This is a genomic window from Peribacillus sp. TH27, assembly GCF_016650915.1.
Lineage (GTDB): Bacteria > Bacillota > Bacilli > Bacillales > DSM-1321 > Peribacillus > Peribacillus butanolivorans.
The window spans coordinates 5,075,407-5,093,666 of the sequence record NZ_JAEKEV010000002.1 but is presented as its reverse complement, the minus strand read 5'-3'; the positions used below and the strand labels follow the sequence as shown (position 1 = coordinate 5,093,666).

General features: G+C 38.1%; 21 protein-coding genes. 3 read left to right on the top strand and 18 right to left on the bottom strand.

Features of this window, described 5'->3' with window-relative positions:
- Positions 1-4 precede the first annotated feature (4 nt).
- From resA to JFU24_RS25925, 12 genes are all read right to left on the bottom strand, one after another.
- The gene (gene resA / locus JFU24_RS25980) at positions 5-535 is read right to left on the bottom strand and encodes a thiol-disulfide oxidoreductase ResA (protein WP_056525144.1); all 531 of its coding nucleotides are present in this window, start codon (positions 533-535) and stop codon (positions 5-7) included.
- Positions 536-745: 210 nt separating this feature from the next.
- A complete protein-coding gene (gene rluB, locus JFU24_RS25975) occupies positions 746-1,486 on the bottom strand; it encodes a 23S rRNA pseudouridine(2605) synthase RluB (RefSeq protein ID WP_053346825.1) in 741 nt (246 codons plus the stop codon).
- 318 nt (positions 1,487-1,804) lie between these two features.
- On the bottom strand, positions 1,805-2,332 hold the full coding sequence (locus JFU24_RS25970) for a spore maturation protein (RefSeq protein WP_397443436.1): 528 nt from the start codon (positions 2,330-2,332) through the stop codon (positions 1,805-1,807).
- A 13-nt stretch (positions 2,333-2,345) separates the two neighbouring features.
- The gene (locus tag JFU24_RS25965) at positions 2,346-2,939 is read right to left on the bottom strand and encodes a nucleoside recognition domain-containing protein (RefSeq protein WP_201185673.1); all 594 of its coding nucleotides are present in this window, start codon (positions 2,937-2,939) and stop codon (positions 2,346-2,348) included.
- A complete protein-coding gene (locus JFU24_RS25960) occupies positions 2,932-4,092 on the bottom strand; it encodes a D-alanyl-D-alanine carboxypeptidase family protein (RefSeq protein ID WP_057217421.1) in 1,161 nt (386 codons plus the stop codon). The genes JFU24_RS25965 and JFU24_RS25960 overlap by 8 nt, the downstream gene beginning before the upstream one ends.
- A 320-nt stretch (positions 4,093-4,412) precedes the next feature.
- Positions 4,413-6,059, bottom strand: a complete 1,647-nt coding sequence (locus tag JFU24_RS25955) for an FAD-dependent oxidoreductase (RefSeq protein WP_201223750.1) — start codon at positions 6,057-6,059, stop codon at positions 4,413-4,415.
- Between the two features lie 174 nt (positions 6,060-6,233).
- The gene (gene ahpC, locus JFU24_RS25950; RefSeq protein WP_053346830.1) at positions 6,234-6,797 is read right to left on the bottom strand and encodes an alkyl hydroperoxide reductase subunit C; all 564 of its coding nucleotides are present in this window, start codon (positions 6,795-6,797) and stop codon (positions 6,234-6,236) included.
- A gap of 463 nt (positions 6,798-7,260) precedes the next feature.
- The gene (locus JFU24_RS25945) at positions 7,261-8,148 is read right to left on the bottom strand and encodes a superoxide dismutase (protein ID WP_201185678.1); all 888 of its coding nucleotides are present in this window, start codon (positions 8,146-8,148) and stop codon (positions 7,261-7,263) included.
- Positions 8,149-8,269: 121 nt separating this feature from the next.
- Entirely contained in the window at positions 8,270-8,758 is a 489-nt protein-coding gene (locus tag JFU24_RS25940; protein ID WP_053346832.1) for a YpuI family protein, read from the bottom strand.
- Between the two features lie 22 nt (positions 8,759-8,780).
- Positions 8,781-9,197, bottom strand: a complete 417-nt coding sequence (locus JFU24_RS25935; RefSeq protein ID WP_201223749.1) for a hypothetical protein — start codon at positions 9,195-9,197, stop codon at positions 8,781-8,783.
- A gap of 55 nt (positions 9,198-9,252) precedes the next feature.
- Entirely contained in the window at positions 9,253-9,834 is a 582-nt protein-coding gene (gene scpB / locus JFU24_RS25930; protein ID WP_053346834.1) for an SMC-Scp complex subunit ScpB, read from the bottom strand.
- Complete coding sequence (locus JFU24_RS25925) at positions 9,821-10,588, bottom strand: segregation/condensation protein A (RefSeq protein WP_056525164.1); 768 nt, start codon at positions 10,586-10,588, stop codon at positions 9,821-9,823. Before JFU24_RS25925 ends, scpB begins: the two co-directional genes overlap by 14 nt.
- A gap of 216 nt (positions 10,589-10,804) precedes the next feature.
- Between JFU24_RS25925 and JFU24_RS25920 the strand changes: the two genes are divergently transcribed.
- Both JFU24_RS25920 and JFU24_RS25915 read left to right on the top strand, forming a co-directional pair.
- Positions 10,805-10,888, top strand: a complete 84-nt coding sequence (locus JFU24_RS25920; protein WP_083450810.1) for a YjcZ family sporulation protein — start codon at positions 10,805-10,807, stop codon at positions 10,886-10,888.
- Positions 10,889-11,041: 153 nt separating this feature from the next.
- Positions 11,042-11,587, top strand: a complete 546-nt coding sequence (locus tag JFU24_RS25915; RefSeq protein ID WP_309557873.1) for a DUF309 domain-containing protein — start codon at positions 11,042-11,044, stop codon at positions 11,585-11,587.
- Positions 11,588-11,616: 29 nt separating this feature from the next.
- On the opposite strand, the gene JFU24_RS25910 is transcribed toward JFU24_RS25915, so the two are convergent.
- Complete coding sequence (locus tag JFU24_RS25910; RefSeq protein ID WP_201185680.1) at positions 11,617-11,961, bottom strand: GNAT family N-acetyltransferase; 345 nt, start codon at positions 11,959-11,961, stop codon at positions 11,617-11,619.
- 586 nt (positions 11,962-12,547) lie between these two features.
- On the opposite strand from JFU24_RS25910, the gene JFU24_RS25905 reads away from it, so the two are divergent.
- Positions 12,548-13,417 carry a DUF1002 domain-containing protein gene (locus JFU24_RS25905; protein ID WP_446728295.1) on the top strand — a complete coding sequence of 290 codons (870 nt, stop codon included), beginning with the start codon at positions 12,548-12,550 and terminating at the stop codon, positions 13,415-13,417.
- A gap of 40 nt (positions 13,418-13,457) precedes the next feature.
- Here JFU24_RS25905 and lysA read toward each other — a convergent pair whose 3' ends face one another.
- The 5 genes from lysA to JFU24_RS25880 form a co-directional block, all read right to left on the bottom strand.
- Positions 13,458-14,786 carry a diaminopimelate decarboxylase gene (lysA, locus tag JFU24_RS25900; protein ID WP_201250691.1) on the bottom strand — a complete coding sequence of 443 codons (1,329 nt, stop codon included), beginning with the start codon at positions 14,784-14,786 and terminating at the stop codon, positions 13,458-13,460.
- A gap of 302 nt (positions 14,787-15,088) precedes the next feature.
- A complete protein-coding gene (locus tag JFU24_RS25895; RefSeq protein ID WP_397443368.1) occupies positions 15,089-16,579 on the bottom strand; it encodes a spore germination protein in 1,491 nt (496 codons plus the stop codon).
- On the bottom strand, positions 16,536-17,141 hold the full coding sequence (locus JFU24_RS25890; protein ID WP_201185683.1) for a stage V sporulation protein AE: 606 nt from the start codon (positions 17,139-17,141) through the stop codon (positions 16,536-16,538). The genes JFU24_RS25895 and JFU24_RS25890 overlap by 44 nt, the downstream gene beginning before the upstream one ends.
- Before the next feature lie 40 nt (positions 17,142-17,181).
- Positions 17,182-17,604 (bottom strand): stage V sporulation protein AB, encoded by a 423-nt coding sequence (locus tag JFU24_RS25885; RefSeq protein WP_201223747.1) that lies wholly within the window; start codon positions 17,602-17,604, stop codon positions 17,182-17,184.
- Positions 17,594-18,214, bottom strand: a complete 621-nt coding sequence (locus tag JFU24_RS25880; RefSeq protein WP_201187942.1) for a stage V sporulation protein AA — start codon at positions 18,212-18,214, stop codon at positions 17,594-17,596. The genes JFU24_RS25885 and JFU24_RS25880 overlap by 11 nt, the downstream gene beginning before the upstream one ends.
- Positions 18,215-18,260: the final 46 nt, after the last annotated feature.

Genomic DNA, 18,260 nt, shown 5'->3' with positions numbered 1-18,260 from the left:
AATATTATGGTTTAATTCTCTCCATATGCTTTTGGATGCTCTCTTCTGTCAAAGCTCCGGTAATGATATCTACCACTTCTCCCTCTTTATCAATCAAAAAGGTGACCGGCAAAATATCCACGCGATATGCATTCTCTACTTTACTACCATTATCGATCATGACAGGAAAGGTAAGATTATGTTTTGCAATAAAATTGTTGACAGCATAGTCAGATTCCCCAACATTCACGGCTAATATCTCAACGCCCTGGTCTTTGTAGTTTTTATATTGACTTTCCATATAAGGCATTTCATATTCACATGGCTTACAATATGTACCCCAAAAGTTCAAAAAGACACCTTTTCCTTTATAGTCGGACAACTTATGCTCTTTGCCTTCCATATCCGTCAAAACGAAATTAGGTGCATCTGATCCTTTTCGAAGACTTTCATTCTTTTCTTTAGTGAAGTTTGTATAAAGGGCAAACACTAAAGCTGCACCTAACAGCAGAAGAATGATGGTTCTGCTAACTAGGCGTCGCTTTTTTTTATCCATAGAAATCCTCCTAAGGCAACACTAAAATTTAACCATACCATCATACCATTTAACACTATGTCCATATTTTTTACATTTCCGAAGGTTTTGTGACACTCTTTTCCGATTTAGGAAAGAAAGGGTATTTACAGGTTGTTTTCCACCACCTATCCCTCTAGTTAGAAGAATGGGGTAGTGGTTTCAACCTATTAATACGGGATAACTTCTTTCTTACATTCTCCGTTGTTTAGGCTCGGTTGTTGCTAAAGTTCGCATTAATTTGACTTCATGTGGAGTCAATTCACGGGAGTCACCAGCAGTTAAACCTGCTAAAGTTAAAAAGCCATATTGTTCCCGCTTCAATTTAATTACAGGATGACCAATTGCTTCAAACATCCGGCGGACTTGTCGATTTCTTCCTTCGTGTATAGTGATTTCCACAATAGCCGTTTGCTTTTTTTTGTCGGTTGACAGAACCCTAGTCTTAGCTGGAGCTGTCTTACCGTCCTCCAATTTGATTCCCTTTTCTAACTTTTTCAAGCTTTCACGTAATGGCATTCCTTTCACTTTTGCCACATACACTTTATCTACTTCATGTTTCGGATGCATTAACGTGTTTGCAAACTCACCATCATTCGTTAAAAGCAATAAACCAGAAGTATCATAATCCAGGCGGCCAACTGGGTAAATCCGTTCACTAATGTAAGGGAAATAGTCCGTTACAACTTTTCTATTCTTGTCATCCGAAACTGCAGATATAACACCACGCGGTTTATAAAATAAGAAATAAACCGGAGCTTCTTTTTCAAGTGGGACTTCATTAACCTGAACCTTGTCATTAGGACCGACCTTCACACCCAATTCCTTCACTACTTTGCCGTTCACTTTTACCTTACCTTCTAAAATCAACTCTTCTGCCTTACGACGGGAAGCCAGTCCAGCATGAGCTATCACCTTTTGTAATCGTTCCATCTATCTTCACCCCATAGTATAATCATTCGTTTGTTATTGTCTATACATACACAATCATACAATTATTACATATAGAGAGGCAAAAACAAAAGGTTTTTCGTGATTAAGAGCTTATCTTTTATTATTACACCAATTATACAGACGGTTAAATGGGTTGGTTTCCATAATGAGTGTAACATAGCTTATTTTTCCATACAAAAAAATGTATCTTTTGATGAAGGTTTGATTTTAATAAAAAATACTTGTTGGCCTTTTGAAAAAAAACAGTTTACGTATAAGGACAAAAAAAAGAAATGGAATGATCCATTTCCGTGACTTTTATTTCATTCCGAATACGAGAGTTACAACGACAACAGCAGCTACAATTCCGATTAGATCCGCTAATAGACCAACCTTGAGCGCATCACCCATTTTCTTGATTCCCACAGCTCCAAAATAAACGGTCAAAACATAGAATGTGGTATCTGTGCTACCCTGAATGGTGGCAGCTAAGCGCCCAACGAAGGAATCCGGCCCATAAACTGAAATTAAGTCACTGGTCATTCCTAAAGCTGCCGTACCTGATATCGGGCGGATTATCGCAAGTGGTAAAACCTCTGCTGGAAAATGAAGCAGGGCAAGCAATGGATTTAATAAATGTACAATAAAATCCAGTGCCCCCGATGCCCTAAATACGGAAATGGCCACAAGCATTCCTACTAAGAAAGGTATAAGGGAAAAGGACATGCTAATTCCTTCCTTCCCCCCCTCGACGAAGGTCTCATAGGTAGGAACTTTTTTCAATGTCCCGTAAAGTAATATTGTTAGAATCAAAAGCGGTATCATCCAAATTGAAATGGTGGTCATCCAGTGCAACATCCTATTCCCTCCCGTTCCTTTTTCTCCTGTAATAAAAATATCGATCAATCGCAATCCCTCCAACCGCTGAAATGGCCGTGGCGATAATAGTAGGAAATACGATATCTGTCGGGGAGTGAGCATCATAATTCATTCGAATCGCAATGACAGTCGTTGGAATAAGTGTAACGCTTGATGTGTTTATCGCTAAAAAGGTGACCATCGAGCGGCTGACCGTTGCTTTTCCTCCATTAAGTTTCTTTAACTGCTCCATGGCTTTAATACCAAGAGGCGTGGCTGCATTCCCCAGTCCAAATGTGTTTGCCATCATATTCGATAATATATATCCCATTGCTGGATGATTGGGTGGGACCTCTGGGAATAGCCACCTCATAAATGGTCTGAACAAGTTGGAAAACTTATCGAGCAGTCCGGATTCTTCCGCTATTTTCATTAACCCCAGCCAAAAAACCAAAATACTCATCAACCCTAGACAAAGGGTGACTGCTTCCTTAGCACTGACAAAAAGAGCTTCATTCACTTGATCCATCGTTCCATTTATCATCCCAAATACGATGCCGATCACGGTCATTCCAACCCAAATATAATTAACCATTGCTTTTGATTCCTAATACTGCTTCAAATAGCTCAGCCCAGGTAGATTGAAAGGATTGATGCTTGAAGCTTTCTTTTGTTTCACCATAAAAAATTGAACGTGAACCGATTTTTTTTCCATCGAGATAGATAGAAGCTTTGCCAATTACTTCAGGAATTTTTCGTTTATCTTTCCAAGCCTTCTGTGGTTTCAACAATTTCATTTTCACATTGACCAGTTTTCTTTCTTCTTTCGTGAGTGGATACGAAAAATCGTTTTTAATATATACATGGCCTCTATACGTTTTATTTTTCATATCTTTTACCAAGCCCTCAGGTAAAATTTCAGTTGGCTTATATTCTTTAAAAGCGGATTCATACATTTGAATATGATCATTCCAATCGTCGGGACCATTCAATGTTACAGCTATTAGATCATGTTGGTTTTTTGTAGCCGTCGTGACCAGGGTACGCTTTGCCAGTTTGGTAAACCCTGTTTTCCCCCCTGTACAATACTCATATAATTGTGTCAAAAGTCGATTTTTGTTCTTCCAGACATAATCCCATTGTTCTGTTGAATTAGGTGCTCGGTGCACCTTAGTACCGGCAATCTTTGCATACGTTTTATTTTGCATAGCATAACGAGTCAGTAAAGCCATATCATATGCTGTTGAATAATGGTTATTCGTATTATCCAAACCATGCGGATTTGAGAAATTAGTATTCTTCATACCGATTTCCTCTGCCTTTTGATTCATCATCCAGACGAAGCCATCAAGGCTCCCGCCCACCTTTTCGCTGATTGCGACTGCCGCATCATTCCCCGAACGTAACATCAATCCATAAACCAAATCTTCAAGCTTAATCTTTTCTCCTTCTTTCAAATAAAGGGAAGAACCCTCAGTCCCGAAGGCATTACTACTAATCTTTACTGTTTCCCCCATTTTTCCCGATTCAATAGCCAGTATAGCCGTCATGATTTTCGTGATGCTGGCAATACGGTTTTTTTCATGAGCATTCACCTCATAAATGACCCTTCCGCTTTCCTCATCCATTAATATCGCGCTGTGGGCACTAACGGCTACGTTAGCATTAGCGCTTTGTACCGGTGCTAGAAAAGACAAAAGGAGAATGATAATAAACAAACCTGATAACCCTTTATATAGAAAACGCATGAGTGCCCCCTCGTCTCTTAACTTGTTTTTGTACAAGTTTATGCAAAGGGACAAGGGTTATGAATAAAAAGAATGTGAATATCTATAAGATCCTAGGATTTAAAAGGGCTTTTTCATATAAAACTTTAAATGACATTATACAAATTTACCCATGTACTAGAACATATCAAGATAAATCCAAATGCTCCTCCCACTATTGAGGAGTATGAAAGGAGAATCATTTTAAATTTTAGGTAGAGTGAATTTCGGATCCATGTTTGAACCCAAAAAAAAAATCGATAAGGGGACATGAGATGTCCCCCTATCGATTTAGCGTTCTATCATACTAACAATGCAGCGATTTCATCAATTTTCTTTGCACCGAATACTACTTCTTCATCATTGATGATCATAGCCGGCACGCTCATTACTTTATATTTTTTCTTGATTTCCTGGAAATTACTTATATCGACCATTTCAGCTTCAACGTTAGGGTTTTCAATAGCAATACGCTGTGCACCCACTACAACGTCTGGGCAGTAGTGACATGCCAATGATACCATAACTTTAATGTTCGCTTTTTTACTGATTGATTTAATCGAATTTAAAACAACTGAATCCAACGCTTGACCAGGTCCAGCTAGGTTATAAATAGCTAAAATGAAGGAATTCAACTCATGACCGCCTGGTACACCATGGTATTTGACACCACTGTATTCACCTCTCGAATTTATTAGAGAGACAACTGGGAACTTATCAGCATTGATTTTTTCTTCGATTTCCTTATTTTCACCTTTGTTATATAACTCAAGATGAAGTTTGTCACCTAATTCAGCAACATCCAACAAGAAATCACGCAATTCGACTGATTTTGGCAAACTTTCGTCTACAATAGATACCAACGTTACATCGCTTTCCATCTTGCCGAAGATTCCCTTTAATTGACCGCGTAGTGCGTCACTTAATAGAGGGCTCTTCCCTGCTGGAACAGCAGCCTGTTCTTTTTTCTCAGGTTTTTCAACAGCAGGCTCATCTTTAATACCTAAGCGATCTTTTTCTTCAGCAATGTATTTACCTGCATCCGTTGCTGCAATCGCTCCGTCAGAAACAGCGGTAATAATCTGACGCAAGGATTTTGGTCTTAAGTCGCCAGCTGCATATACACCTTTCACATTCGTTTTCATATCATCATCTGTGAGAATGTAACCAGCACTGTCCATTTCGATATGGCCGTTGAAAATCTCTGTTTTCGGTTCGTAACCAATGAATACGAATACTCCAAACGTACTGTCTTCTTTCTTCGCTTCATACTCAAACTCTTCCTTGGTAACGTTATTGATGAAGCGGGCACTTTGAATCATTCCATCCCCATATACCCCAAGGATTTCTGTATTGAATTTCACTTCAATCTTATCATTTGCCATTACTTTATCAACAATAGAAGGAGCACATGAGAAGCTTGATTCCCTGGCAATGATTGTGACTTTTGTAGCAAAACGAGTCAGGAAGATAGCTTCTTCAGCTGCTGCATATCCTGCCCCAATTACGAAAACTTCCAACCCTTCAAAAAATTCGCCATCACAGGTTGAACAATAAGCTACTCCACGACCAGTAAATTCTTCTTCCCCTGGGAATCCAAGTGTTCTTGGAGAGGCGCCAGTTGCAATTATTACAGCGCGCGCATGGTAATCCCCACTAAGCGTTTTAACGACCTTTACCTCACCAGAGAAATCCACTCCTGTTACATCAGCTTTGGCAAACTCCACTCCAAAATCTTCATTTTGAAGTTTCATTTCTTCAACTAACCTTGGGCCTGAAATATGACGAATACCAGGATAGTTTGCAATTTCTGATGTTGTTGCAGCTTGTCCGCCACCTGTACCCTTTTCAAGAATTATTGTTTTAATTTTAGCTCTACCTGCATATACACCCGCAGAAAGACCTGCAGGACCACCACCAATAATTATTAAATCATGTATTTTTTCCATAGTTGTTCTCCTTGCTGAATAATAATACTTACTAAAAAACAGTTTATTTTGAATAACAAAAGGCACTTATTTTAGGTAAGTGCCTTTTGTCATTAGAATCTTGTCAAACGAATTGTCTTCGTAATCAATGTGTAGATAGTGTCCAGTAACGAATTGGATTATATCCTCAAAAGATTAAAGTTTACCTACTAGATCTAAGCTTGGTTCAAGAGTAGCTTCACCTGGAGTCCATTTAGCAGGGCAAACTTTATCACCATGTTCTGCTACAAATTGTGCAGCTTGAACTTTTCTCACAAGTTCTTCAGCATTACGACCGATTCCTAAATCATTCACTTCGTATGCTTTAATTTGTCCTTCTGGGTTTACGATGAAAGTTCCACGTAGAGCTAAACCATCTTCTTCGATTAATACACCGAATTGACGAGATAAAACATTTGCTGGGTCAGCTAACATTGGATATTGAATTTTACCGATTGTATCAGTAGCATCAGCCCATCCTTTGTGGCTGAAATGAGTATCTGTTGAAACTGAGTAAACTTCACAACCAATTTCTTTGAATGTTTCATAGTTGTCTTGAAGATCAGCTAATTCTGTTGGACATACAAATGAAAAGTCAGCTGGGTAGAAGAAGAATACTGCCCATTTTCCTTTAACATCATCTAATGTTACTTCCTTGAATTCTCCTGCATGGTAAGCTTGTACTTTAAAATCTTCAACTTGTTTATTAATCAATGACATAATAAATTCCTCCAATAGATATATTTTTTAATCTGCTCCTATTTATAATAATTATTAAATAGAAACTAGTCAATAAATATACCTTAATAATTTTTAAGTTCACAAATTAGTCACAGTTTTTATATTGATATACATTAAACAATTTATAAACCGCATTGTACTTTAAAATAGCGTATTTAACACATCTTCAATGTTATATCAAGGTTAAAAATAACAACTATCCTAATTATTTCGAAAGATGATATTGTCTCCTTTTCAATAAAATAATAAATTCCAAATGAGAATCAATTGTCGATTTCATCCATACAATTTACTTCATCCTTCATATACTTCCCACATTATTCCTAATTAACCCCAAAAAACTAATCTGTACTGTCCTTTTAAACGAAAAAATGCCGAACCATAATGGCTCGGCCCTTCAACTCAAAACAATTCGTTTTTGGTAGAACATATATTTTATCCCTTATTGTTGTTTCCAAGTAAGCTTTTTCGCTTCGGTAAACCGTAATGCTGTTTGGGGCCAGTTTACAACGTCCCACCATTTATCCACATAAGAAGCTCTATTATTTTTATATTGTAAGTAATATGCATGTTCCCACACATCTAATACAAGTACTGGAATCGTATCCCATTGTGTTAAAATCATATGCAACTCTGATTGAAGAATTTCTAGTTTACGCGCACGTGGCACCCAGACTAAAATCGCCCAGCCAACACCTTCAACCTGTTTAGCTGCTTCACTAAAGTGATTTTTAAATGCTGCGAAACTTCCAAAATCCTTCTCAATCTGTTTAAGTAAGTCTCCCTTTGGCTGGCCGCCGCCTCTTGGAATCATCCCTTCCCAAAATATTGTATGCAAATAATGCCCGGATCCATGAAAGGCTGCTTCCTTTTCCCAATGTTTCAACAATGAATAATCCTTCGTCTCCCTGGCATTTTTCATCATTAATTCTGCTTTATTCAGACCATCTACATAAGTTTGGTGATGCTTATCATGGTGAAGGTACATGATTTCCTCTGAAATCGTCGGTTCCAACGCATTATAGGCATAAGGTAGCGGCGGAAGCGTATGTTTTCCAATTGGTACAGATTGAGATTGAGTTTGTCTTTGCTGAGTACCGAGATCTCTAGCTATCTCTTCAATTTCTTCGTAGACCCGAGCCATCTCTTCTTCAATCAAGACCATATTCTCATAATCTATTTCCTCTGCAACGAGATCATTAGTCCATTGGGAAAGCCTTTCAATGTTTGCCAACACTGTCGAATCGGTGATATCTATTCTCTCAAGGTATGCCATTATTTCATCAATCCAATCACTTACCTCTTTTGCATACTGTCTTACATCAGACATCTTTCAACCCCCCTGTAACCTACTTACACATAAATCATCAGAGTATTTTATGTTACGAATAAGCGAAGATTCCATTTATAAACAAAAAAAACAACAAGGCCTATTAAGCCTCGCTGTTTCTTTATCTTGACTGTAACATTTTCGTCCGGTAATCCGTTTCATAATACTCTAATTCTTCTCGCATGGTCTGAAATCCACTTTCTACAGATTTCAAAATAGATATAATGCTATCCGGTACACCTTGATGAAATTTAATCGAGTTTTTTCCCGTATAGGCAGATCGGCTGTCTTCAAACCAACGGTCCGATTTTGGGGAAAAATATTCTTCTATACATTGATGATACACTCTATATAGCGTCTTTTCAGCTGCAGCTTTATTAAAAACTTCATTTTTAAGGACGATTTGGCAAGCTTCTAAACCCTCTTCACAACTTACAAGCATTCTTCTTAAACTAGAGAGGATTCCTTTATAATAACTTTCTTCCCCGCTTTTTTCCTGTTGAAGCTTAGAATAGGTCGTCTCATTTATAAACTCTTCTAACTGAGCTACTGTCGTTTCTAAAAAGCTTTTTACATCCTCAAGCTGAGATTTTACCAATGTATTCCCCAACCGTGAACCCTCCTCAAAATGATTATGAAAGAATATTAAAATCTACATTTGATTTAATATCATATGGTTTAGCTTGGTCAATAGATATAAACACTTTCTCCAATTTTCCAAAATTTATATTTTCGAAATAACCAGCTAACTCTTTTTCTGAATTAATATATAAACGTTTTCGGCTAGCCAAATTCGGGTCTTTGAAAAGGCAAACCATTGCAATGATATCAGCCATATAAATATCTCGGTCGAAACTTTTGAATAAAGGATTGGTGGAATATGGAGTCCACCGAGCGACCATCTCATCAAAATAACGAAGATACAGCACATTCAGTGTCTTTTCTTCTCCATCCTTTATGTATTCTATAACGGATCGGTTAAAAAATTCCTCCGGAGAATTGGACTTTTCTTTTTCAAGTCCAAATCCATTGCATGCTACAATTCGCACCCGAAATCCCCCCGTATTCAGTTTTTTCTATATTATCACAATTTAAAGAAAAATGTTATTCGATTGTTTGTTGAAATTTCTCAAAAAACAAATCTGCTTCACCATTTTCGAAGCTTTCTTCTGAATTATCGGAGAGTGGCGGTAATTCTTTAATTGAGTTTAGACCGAAATAATCCAAAAACTCTTTCGTTGTCCCATATAAATAAGCCCGACCAGACCCCTCAGCACGTCCGACCTCTTTTATTAACACTTTAGTGACAAGTGTATGAATCGGCCGTTCCGTTTTGACACCGCGAATTTCATCAATCTCAGCTCTCGTAATTGGCTGCTTATACGCGATGATTGCGAGTGTTTCCAAAGCAGCCTGTGATAAACCTTGAGTACTTGAAGTTTCTACAAGTTTTTTTAAATAATCCGAGTGTTCTTTTTTTGTAGTCATTTGAAACACACCTGCTATTTCAATCACTTGAACCCCTCGTACATCCGATATATATTCTTCCTTTAAGCTTTCAATGATGTCTGTTGCTTGATATTCTGTAATTTCTAGGACAGAGGCAATTTGTTTGACTGAGAGGCCTTCATCTCCAGCAGCAAACAATAATGCCTCAAGAATCCCCTTCCAATTAATAACTTCCAACTGGTTCTACACCTTCCTTAGCTGCAATCATAATTTCCGAAAAATTATCTTCTTGTTCAACGATTATTTCATTTTGTTTCATTAGTTCCAATACCGCCATAAAAGTAATGACGATATGCTCCTTAACCGGTTGTGAAAAGAGCTCAAAAAAGCTTTTTTTCCCTTTAAATGATTGTAACTCAATCATGATTTCATCCATGCGTTTTTCAATTGATATCTCTTGTTTCGTCACTTTTGTATATAGGGGCTTTTGAATTTTTTGCCTTCGCAGTAGTTTTTGTAGAGCGCCCAACATATCGTATAGACTGATATTCAACTCTTGTTTTTCATTTTCCGTTTCTTTTACATAAACAGATAAATCACTCGGCGGTTTTGTAAACATCAAGCTTCGTTCTTCTTCCAACCCCTTAAATTCTTCTGCAGCATTTTTATACTTTTTATATTCTAATAGTTTTTCCACAAGCTCGTCCCGTGGATCTTCTTCAAATAGTTCTCCATCTTCATCAATCAATTGTTCATCTTCATGCTTGGGTAGCAACATTTTACTTTTGATAGCAAGTAGTGTCGCAGCCATTACTAAATATTCACTGGCCACATCTAATTCAAGATGCTGCATCGTATGAATATAGCCTAAATATTGCTCTGTGATATCAGCCATTGGAATATCATAGATGTCTATTTCAAGACGGTTTATCAAATGAAGGAGTAAATCCATCGGACCTTCAAAAGCATCAATTTTAATATTATAACCCATAAAAATACCCCATTTAAATCTAATTGGCCAATGTTTGGCCTATTTCTTTTACTAATCAAGTATAGTGGATTACCGGCCTTTATCCAATAATAATAATTTGGCACTTAGAAAAGTTCTTAAGAGGGATTTGTGTTTATTGGGTCAGTGCCCAATCACATTTGTAAAATTAACATAACCTAGGAATGTAAGAATACCAGAACAAAGGAGGAACTTATTATGGGTTTTGGGCATGGCGGCGGATTTGCGTTTATTGTAGTATTGTTCATTTTGTTAATTATTGTCGGTGCTTCTTGGTGTTAATTGAAGACTGATGAATCAAGCTGATTGCATAGCAATCAGCTTTCCTTATTTTCCAGGGTGTTTTTTGTGATAAACTAAAGAGAGTAAACACGCCCGGTGTAAAGCTGTTTAAAATGGCTTTTCTACCTTAAATGAACCTACCAAACAAAAGGGGTGCTCATATTGAATTACCCGGAAGACTACCTGTCTTTCCTTGTCCATTTTCATGGCACTAGGGATTACTTTGAATGTCACGAAATTCTTGAAGAATACTGGAAGGATACTGCACCAAAAGAGCGTGACTCGCACTGGGTCGGGCTGATTCAAATTGCAGTTGCCCTATATCACGACCGTAGAGGCAACAAACAAGGTGCTACAAGGACCCTTGCTAAAGCCATTGACAATCTCCGTTCGAAAAAAGTAGAGCTGCAACTGTTTGGCCTCGATCACGAAGAACTGCTTAATTTGCTTCAGAACACCCATGCACGTATGTTGTCTAAAAAACCATATGAAAGCATCAACCTTCCTATAACGGATCAAGAGTTGATTGTACAATGCCAAGCCATATGCAGTCAGGAAGGATACGTATGGTGCACAGATAGCGACATGGCTAATTTATCATTAATAGACAAGCATCTAAAGCGTGACCGTTCAGATGTTATTTCAGAAAGAGCTCGACAACTATCCCTCCGAAGAGCAAGAATAGAGGACCACTCTTAAGAGTGGTCCTCTATTCTTGCTCTCATGATCTAAGCTTCTTCACATTTGTCTAGGAAGCTTTCCGTATATTCATTTGCTTTTATTTCTTTGTCAGGATATTGCTCCTTTAGAGCCCTGACCATTGCTTTACCGATACCTTGCTTTCGAAAAGATGGATTTACAGATATATGTAGAATCTCAATGTGATTTGGAGAGACTTCTATTCCGATCAAGCCTATAATCTCTTCATCTTTCCATAAGAACAACTGTAGATTTTCATCTGTTTCGTAATTCTTCATCGTATTCCGAAGCACTTTTATCTCTTTTTCATTTGGCATGAAAGATAATAATCCCATGGCAAACTTCTCATAACTTTTCTTATACTTAATCAACATAATATCCCTCGTTACTAAATAACGTTTTTATTATCTACCTGTTTCTAATTAATTCGCTTTGAATAATAATCCCCACTTATAACATTTCCATCATACATAAAATTTTCTTTTGTTTCAACATCACTTTCAGCACTTGATTTATAGATCTCCTATGTGCTACGCGATGAACAGCCAATATACGATTCCCCACATCAAAGCGATAACAAGCATCATAAGTAAAAGAGTTTTATTACTTTTCCTCATCCCATACTCCCTTTATTCAATGGTCTAAATATTTAAATAACGAATTCATTTTACTATAACTTAGCACAATCTGACAAATACCCCTTGCAATCTTGCATTCATTTTACTACATTGATAAAGTAAACTTAGGATTCATAGCATATCTCACAGGTATATTAGACAAGGATACAATCACTTTTCGTCCTTAGTAAGAACATTAGCTATTTTGGACGAAATAAATATTTTTTATTAATCTGTATCTTTTTTACCTTTTGGTTCGTCCAATACTATGAAACTTTTATTTAAAGCGGTGCTCTTTAAATAAAAGAATCCAATTCAGCAGGAAATGTTAAGGAGGATAACAATGAAAAAAATGAAAAAATGGGTCATTGTGACCATTTTATTATGCCTATTATTGCCATATAAAGCCTTTGCGGACGCGGCTGTTGGTGAAATGATCGTCACACTAGGGGAAAATTTGACAAAAGAACAAAAAAGTATGCTATTGTCAGAAATGAAAGCTCCTGATGACGTTGAGGTTTTAACGGTTACCAATGCAGAGGAACATGAATATTTAGGGGATTATATTGCTAGCCGGCTAATTGGCACAAAAGCGATTTCATCCTCTGCTATTACATTAGAAGAAAAAGGTACTGGCATTAAATTGGAGTCGAAAAATATTAACTGGGTTACTGATGAAATGTATATCAATGCTCTGGCGACTGCTGGAGTAAAAGATGCCACCGTCTATGTCACTGCACCGATACCAGTTTCAGGTACAGCTGCTTTAACAGGAGTAATAAAAGCGTATGAGATTTCTTCCGATAAAACAATTCCGGAGGATGTGAAGCAAGCAGCTAATGAAGAAATGGTGAAGACAGCTAAATTGGGCGATGAAATCGGTACAGAGGAAGCCTCTGCACTCGTAACAAAAATCAAAGAAGGAATGGCTGAAAATCCACCGACTACGACTGAAGAAGTCCGTAAGGTTGTCGAATCGTCTGCAAATGAACTGGGAATTGTCTTAAATGAAGATCAAAAGCAAAGTTTGATTGATTTATTTAATAAGCTAAAAGAATTGAATATTGATTGGAACGCTGTTGGTGATCAGCTGACAGCAGCAAAAGATAAGCTGTCCAATTTCCTTGGATCCGAAGAAGGACAATCATTTTTAGATAAATTGAAAGAGGTTTTCAATAGTTTAATAGACGCAATCAAATCATTTTTTAACTGATTTAGATAAGAAAAGAGGATGGCATAGCCATCCTCTTTTCTTAATCCTTATTCGTAACGGCTGCTTCCTGAAGTGCCAAATCCAAATGGATAAGATCTTCGAAGGTTTCGCGTTTAATGACTAAACGAGCTTCTCTATCTTCGACGAAGACGACAGCAGGCCTCGGAATCCGGTTGTAATTATTGGACATGGAATATCCATATGCCCCTGTACAAAAGACAGCTAATACATCACCTCGTCCTGCTTTTGGCAAAGGTAAATCCCAAATCAACATATCTCCGCTTTCACAGCATTTCCCAGCAATGGACACTGTTTCTTCTACTGGATCAAGCGGCCGATTGGCAAGAATTGCATCATACTTAGCCTCATATAGAGCTGGGCGAATATTATCACTCATACCACCATCAACTGCTATATATTTACGAACATTAGGTACTTCCTTTTCAGAACCGACTTTATATAAAGTCACACCAGCGTCGCCGACTAATGAACGGCCAGGTTCAATCCAAATTTCCGGCATCTCCAAATCAGAATTAGCAACCAGGTTCTGCACTTCCCTAACGATTTCTTCTACATATTGAGAAGCTGGAAGCGGGTCGTCCTCTTCGGTATATCTGATTCCAAATCCGCCTCCAAGATTCAATACCTTTGGCTGGAAATCTAATGATTTATGCCAATTTTTAAGCTTGCTTATAATTTTTTGTGCGGCAAGCAGGAATCCAGTCGTTTGAAAGATCTGTGAGCCAATATGGCAGTGCAGTCCTAGTACTTCAATCCACTTGCTTTGTAGTGCTTGTCTAAGGGCCTCTTCAGCCTGACCGTTAATAAGATCAAAGCCAAATTTCGAATCTTCCTGCCCTGTTAAGATATAATCATGCGTATGGGCTTCAATACCTGGAGTCACACGAAGAAGAATTTTCACTTTTTGTTCTCGCTGTGTACAAATCTCTTCTAATAATGTTAGCTCTGAAAAATTATCGACTACAATACAGCCGATTTTATAATCCAAGGCCATATGTAGCTCTTCTTCACTTTTGTTGTTCCCATGAAAATGAATACGTTCAGTTGGAAAATTTGCTTTAATTGCTGTATACAATTCTCCTGCTGAGACGACATCGAGTGATAGGCCCTCTTGATCAGCCAACTGGATCATTGCAATCGAAGAAAAAGCTTTACTCGCATAGGCGACTTGAGCAGAAATACCCAATTCCTCAAATGTTCGCTTGAATCCTCTAGCACGCTCGCGAATTAACTCTACATCATAAACATATAATGGCGTTCCAAATTGTTCAATCAATTCGATTGTGTCCACTCCGCCAATCTCAAGATGTCCACGATCATTGACACGACCGGTTCCGTACAAATACATGATAGCTCACCTTCCTGACTTAAAACTAACGATTAATAAGAAATGAGGCAGCGTCAAAGAGAGTTCCCACTTATGCAAGCGAAAAAGGTTCTCCCTCTTTGAAAAAGCCTCATTCAAATTAATCGATTATCCCGAATAAAAATGTTTTCCATCCTCTTTAATCAAACAAACTGCTTAGTAGTTCGAAGGGAAAGCCAGATTGGTTTAACTTCAAAGAGACAAAAGAGCTCTTTCTCTTTGTGAAGCCTTAACTTTACTGCTTTTTCCGAATAAAATTAAATTACCACAACTTTTCGACAACATCAACCTTTAGATTTTCTTGGCTGCCTATATATATCCTGGGGATGTACAATACTCGGACGTTCTATAGAACCTGGATAAGGTCTTCTAAATATTATATGAGACAAAGCTTTCGGCTGAAACGGGAGAAGCGGCCATAAATACGGTGTATTTAACGTTTTTATACTGGTAAGCAAAATAATATGAATTGTGATACCTATAATTAAGCCCGGCACTTTAAATAAAGCAACCAACACAAGCAGCGCTAAACGGGAAATTTTATTCGCAACCCCTAGTTCTAAACTTGGAGTGACAAATGTACCGATTGTCGCTACGGAAGCGTAGAGAACCACTTCAGGGACAAATAGGCCAACATCTATTGCTATCTGTCCTATCAAAACTGCCGCAACCAAACCCATTGCAGTAGAAAGCGGGGTCGGGGTATGAACGGCTGCCATCCTTAAAAATTCTATTCCAATATCGGAAATGAAGATTTGGACAATAATCGGTATATGCGTTTTTTTATTCGGCCCGATAAATTCAAGATTATCGGGGAGAAGGGACGGTTCTAACGAAAACAATAACCAAATCGGCAGCAAATAAAGCGAAACGAAAATCCCTAAAAAACGGACCCATCGCACCAAGGTTCCAACAGCAGGTGCCTGCCGATACTCCTCAGCGTGTTGCATGTGATGAAAAAGAGTGGACGGGGTAATGATGACACTCGGTGAAGTATCCACATAAATAAGGACATGCCCCTCAAGTAAATGCGTTGCCGCTACATCAGCCCTCTCCGTGTATCTTACAAGCGGATACGGGTTATATCCTTGCTTGACGATAAACTCTTCAATCGTCTTATCCGCCATCGTTATGCCATCAACTTCTATATTTTTCAATTCCTTGCGTACGACTGCTATTAAATCCGGATCGGCAATATCTTTAATGTATCCGATTGCTATATCCGTTTTCGAACGTTCCCCCACCTTCAAAATTTCAAAACGTAATCTTTCATCCCGAATTCTCCGTCTGGTTATCGCTGTATTAATGATGATATTTTCGACAAAACCATCCCTGGATCCACGGACGACCTTTTCCGTATCAGGCTCTACTGGTTGCCTTCCAGGATAACTCCTGACATCTACAACCAATCCCGTTGCTCTACCATCGACGACGATGACTATTAAGCCGGACAGCACTTGATCAACAAGCTCATCCATTGTACTTATTTCTTCAACAGATTGGTGGACAAGCAAGTTTTTGACTGTTTCAAACACTTTTGTCGTCATAATTTCAGCATTTTTGTTATGGATTAGCGAGTCAAGAATTCCAATGATGAACTCTGTATCCGTCAGCCCGTTCACATAGTATAAATGTACATCTTTTTTTAAGACCTTTATTCTTCTTACCCCTAAGTCAAAGCTGACGCCAAGACCTACTTTTTCTTCCATGAACGAGTCTACTTCCGCTACTTTATTCGGAATCGGTTTCATGTTTTGAGGATTTTCTGAAGCCATTATGACCGCTCCTTTCCAAAATAATTTCCACCGCAAGCTTCGTGATCGGTGCACCTTTTTTAATATCATCTTGATGGGACATTTTCCCGATATCCCCTATCCCCACCACTATTGGAACATTTAATTCATCGATGCAATACACTGTATCTCCTGTAATCTTTCCTAGTTCAAATTCCTCAGCCCCGTATTTATCAACTCCGTTTGGTGTTAAATTCCCATCCCGGTCAATACATACATCCACCTTTGTCCATTCTTCCCTCCTAGTCTTTGAAGCAACTGCAATAACCCCAAGGACATCTATATCAGGATGGCCGGCAACCACCTTCATCGCCTGTTCACCGAATCCTTCACCGATAAAACCACTATCATCAAACATAACCAGTACAGGATCATACTTTGCCTTTTTTATTAATTCAACTAGCTCATTGCCCGAATAACGGGATGGATTACCTTGGGACATAGAGATGCACCGTCCACCTATTTCCTTAGCTACAAGCTGGACAGCCCGTTTTGCATACTCATCTCCATCCGTTATTAATATCACTTTTCGTTTGGTCACCATCTTGGCCCTTCTTTCATCATCAGGAATAATACTTAAGAACTTACAAATCGACAAAATAAATCCATTGGAATAAAGAACCGGCTATCTTCCCTAATACAAGTGCCATTAACAGATAAATAATCTTCTCTTGAATTCCGATTCGTTTAGAAAGAATCGGAAAAACATTCAAAACTTCAGTCAAAGCAGCAGCCAGCATCCCATTAAAAATCCCATCTGCCAAGCCAATCGGAATTAATAAAAAATGATGCAGGAAAAATTTCGTTTCCTGTAAGCCTAACCATGTTCCAGCGACAACACCTGCAATAATTGCTGCTTCATAGTAATGAATCATTTTCATCGTTTTCGTCAACTGAGTCAGTCTCGGTATCACTCCAAGTACAGTCAAAAACGCTACAAAACCGGCACCTGTTGCAAAACCTCCAGCTAGACCGACAAAGATTCCGAAGATAATTTTACCTGTCATCAAGATGGCGCACGTTTTCCTTATTTTCATTCATGGTGACATAACGGTCTAAATCCTGCTGGTAATTGAACATTTCAACTTCGAGCGGACTAGGTTCCTCATTAAAGCGTTTTTTAAAAAAGTGATTAAAAAATAAAATCATTCCTATGCCAAGTCCGAAGCTATAAGGTATCTGTATTAATAGTGGCTTTTCATCTAGCTTCCCCGTTATTAACGTAAAGACTTTTTGATGGACTTCCCCCATACTGACATCAACATGGAAATTCATAATTGTCATCCCAGCTCCAATAAATAATAAGAACCAGACTAGAGCAAAAGTTAGGTAGGACATTTTCTTTTTTGAATATATGACTTCGATGATGGTCTGAGATGGCCCAAATGTCTGCACTTCAATTTGCGGATCCACTTTACGAATGGCCATGATAAGTTGAGCCAAATCAATGACAATAATATTCTTATCTTCCTTCTTGACCGTTAATAAAAAGGTCTCTTCAATTATTTGAATCACTTCTTCAGGTCCGATTATCCTTGCAATATCTTTAATCCTCACCGTTTGATTTCCCTTTACTTGTACACGGTTCCTCATCCTGATATATACAACTGCCATTATCATCACATCCCGACCTTTTATTTCCTTATGATAGTAGTATGGATTG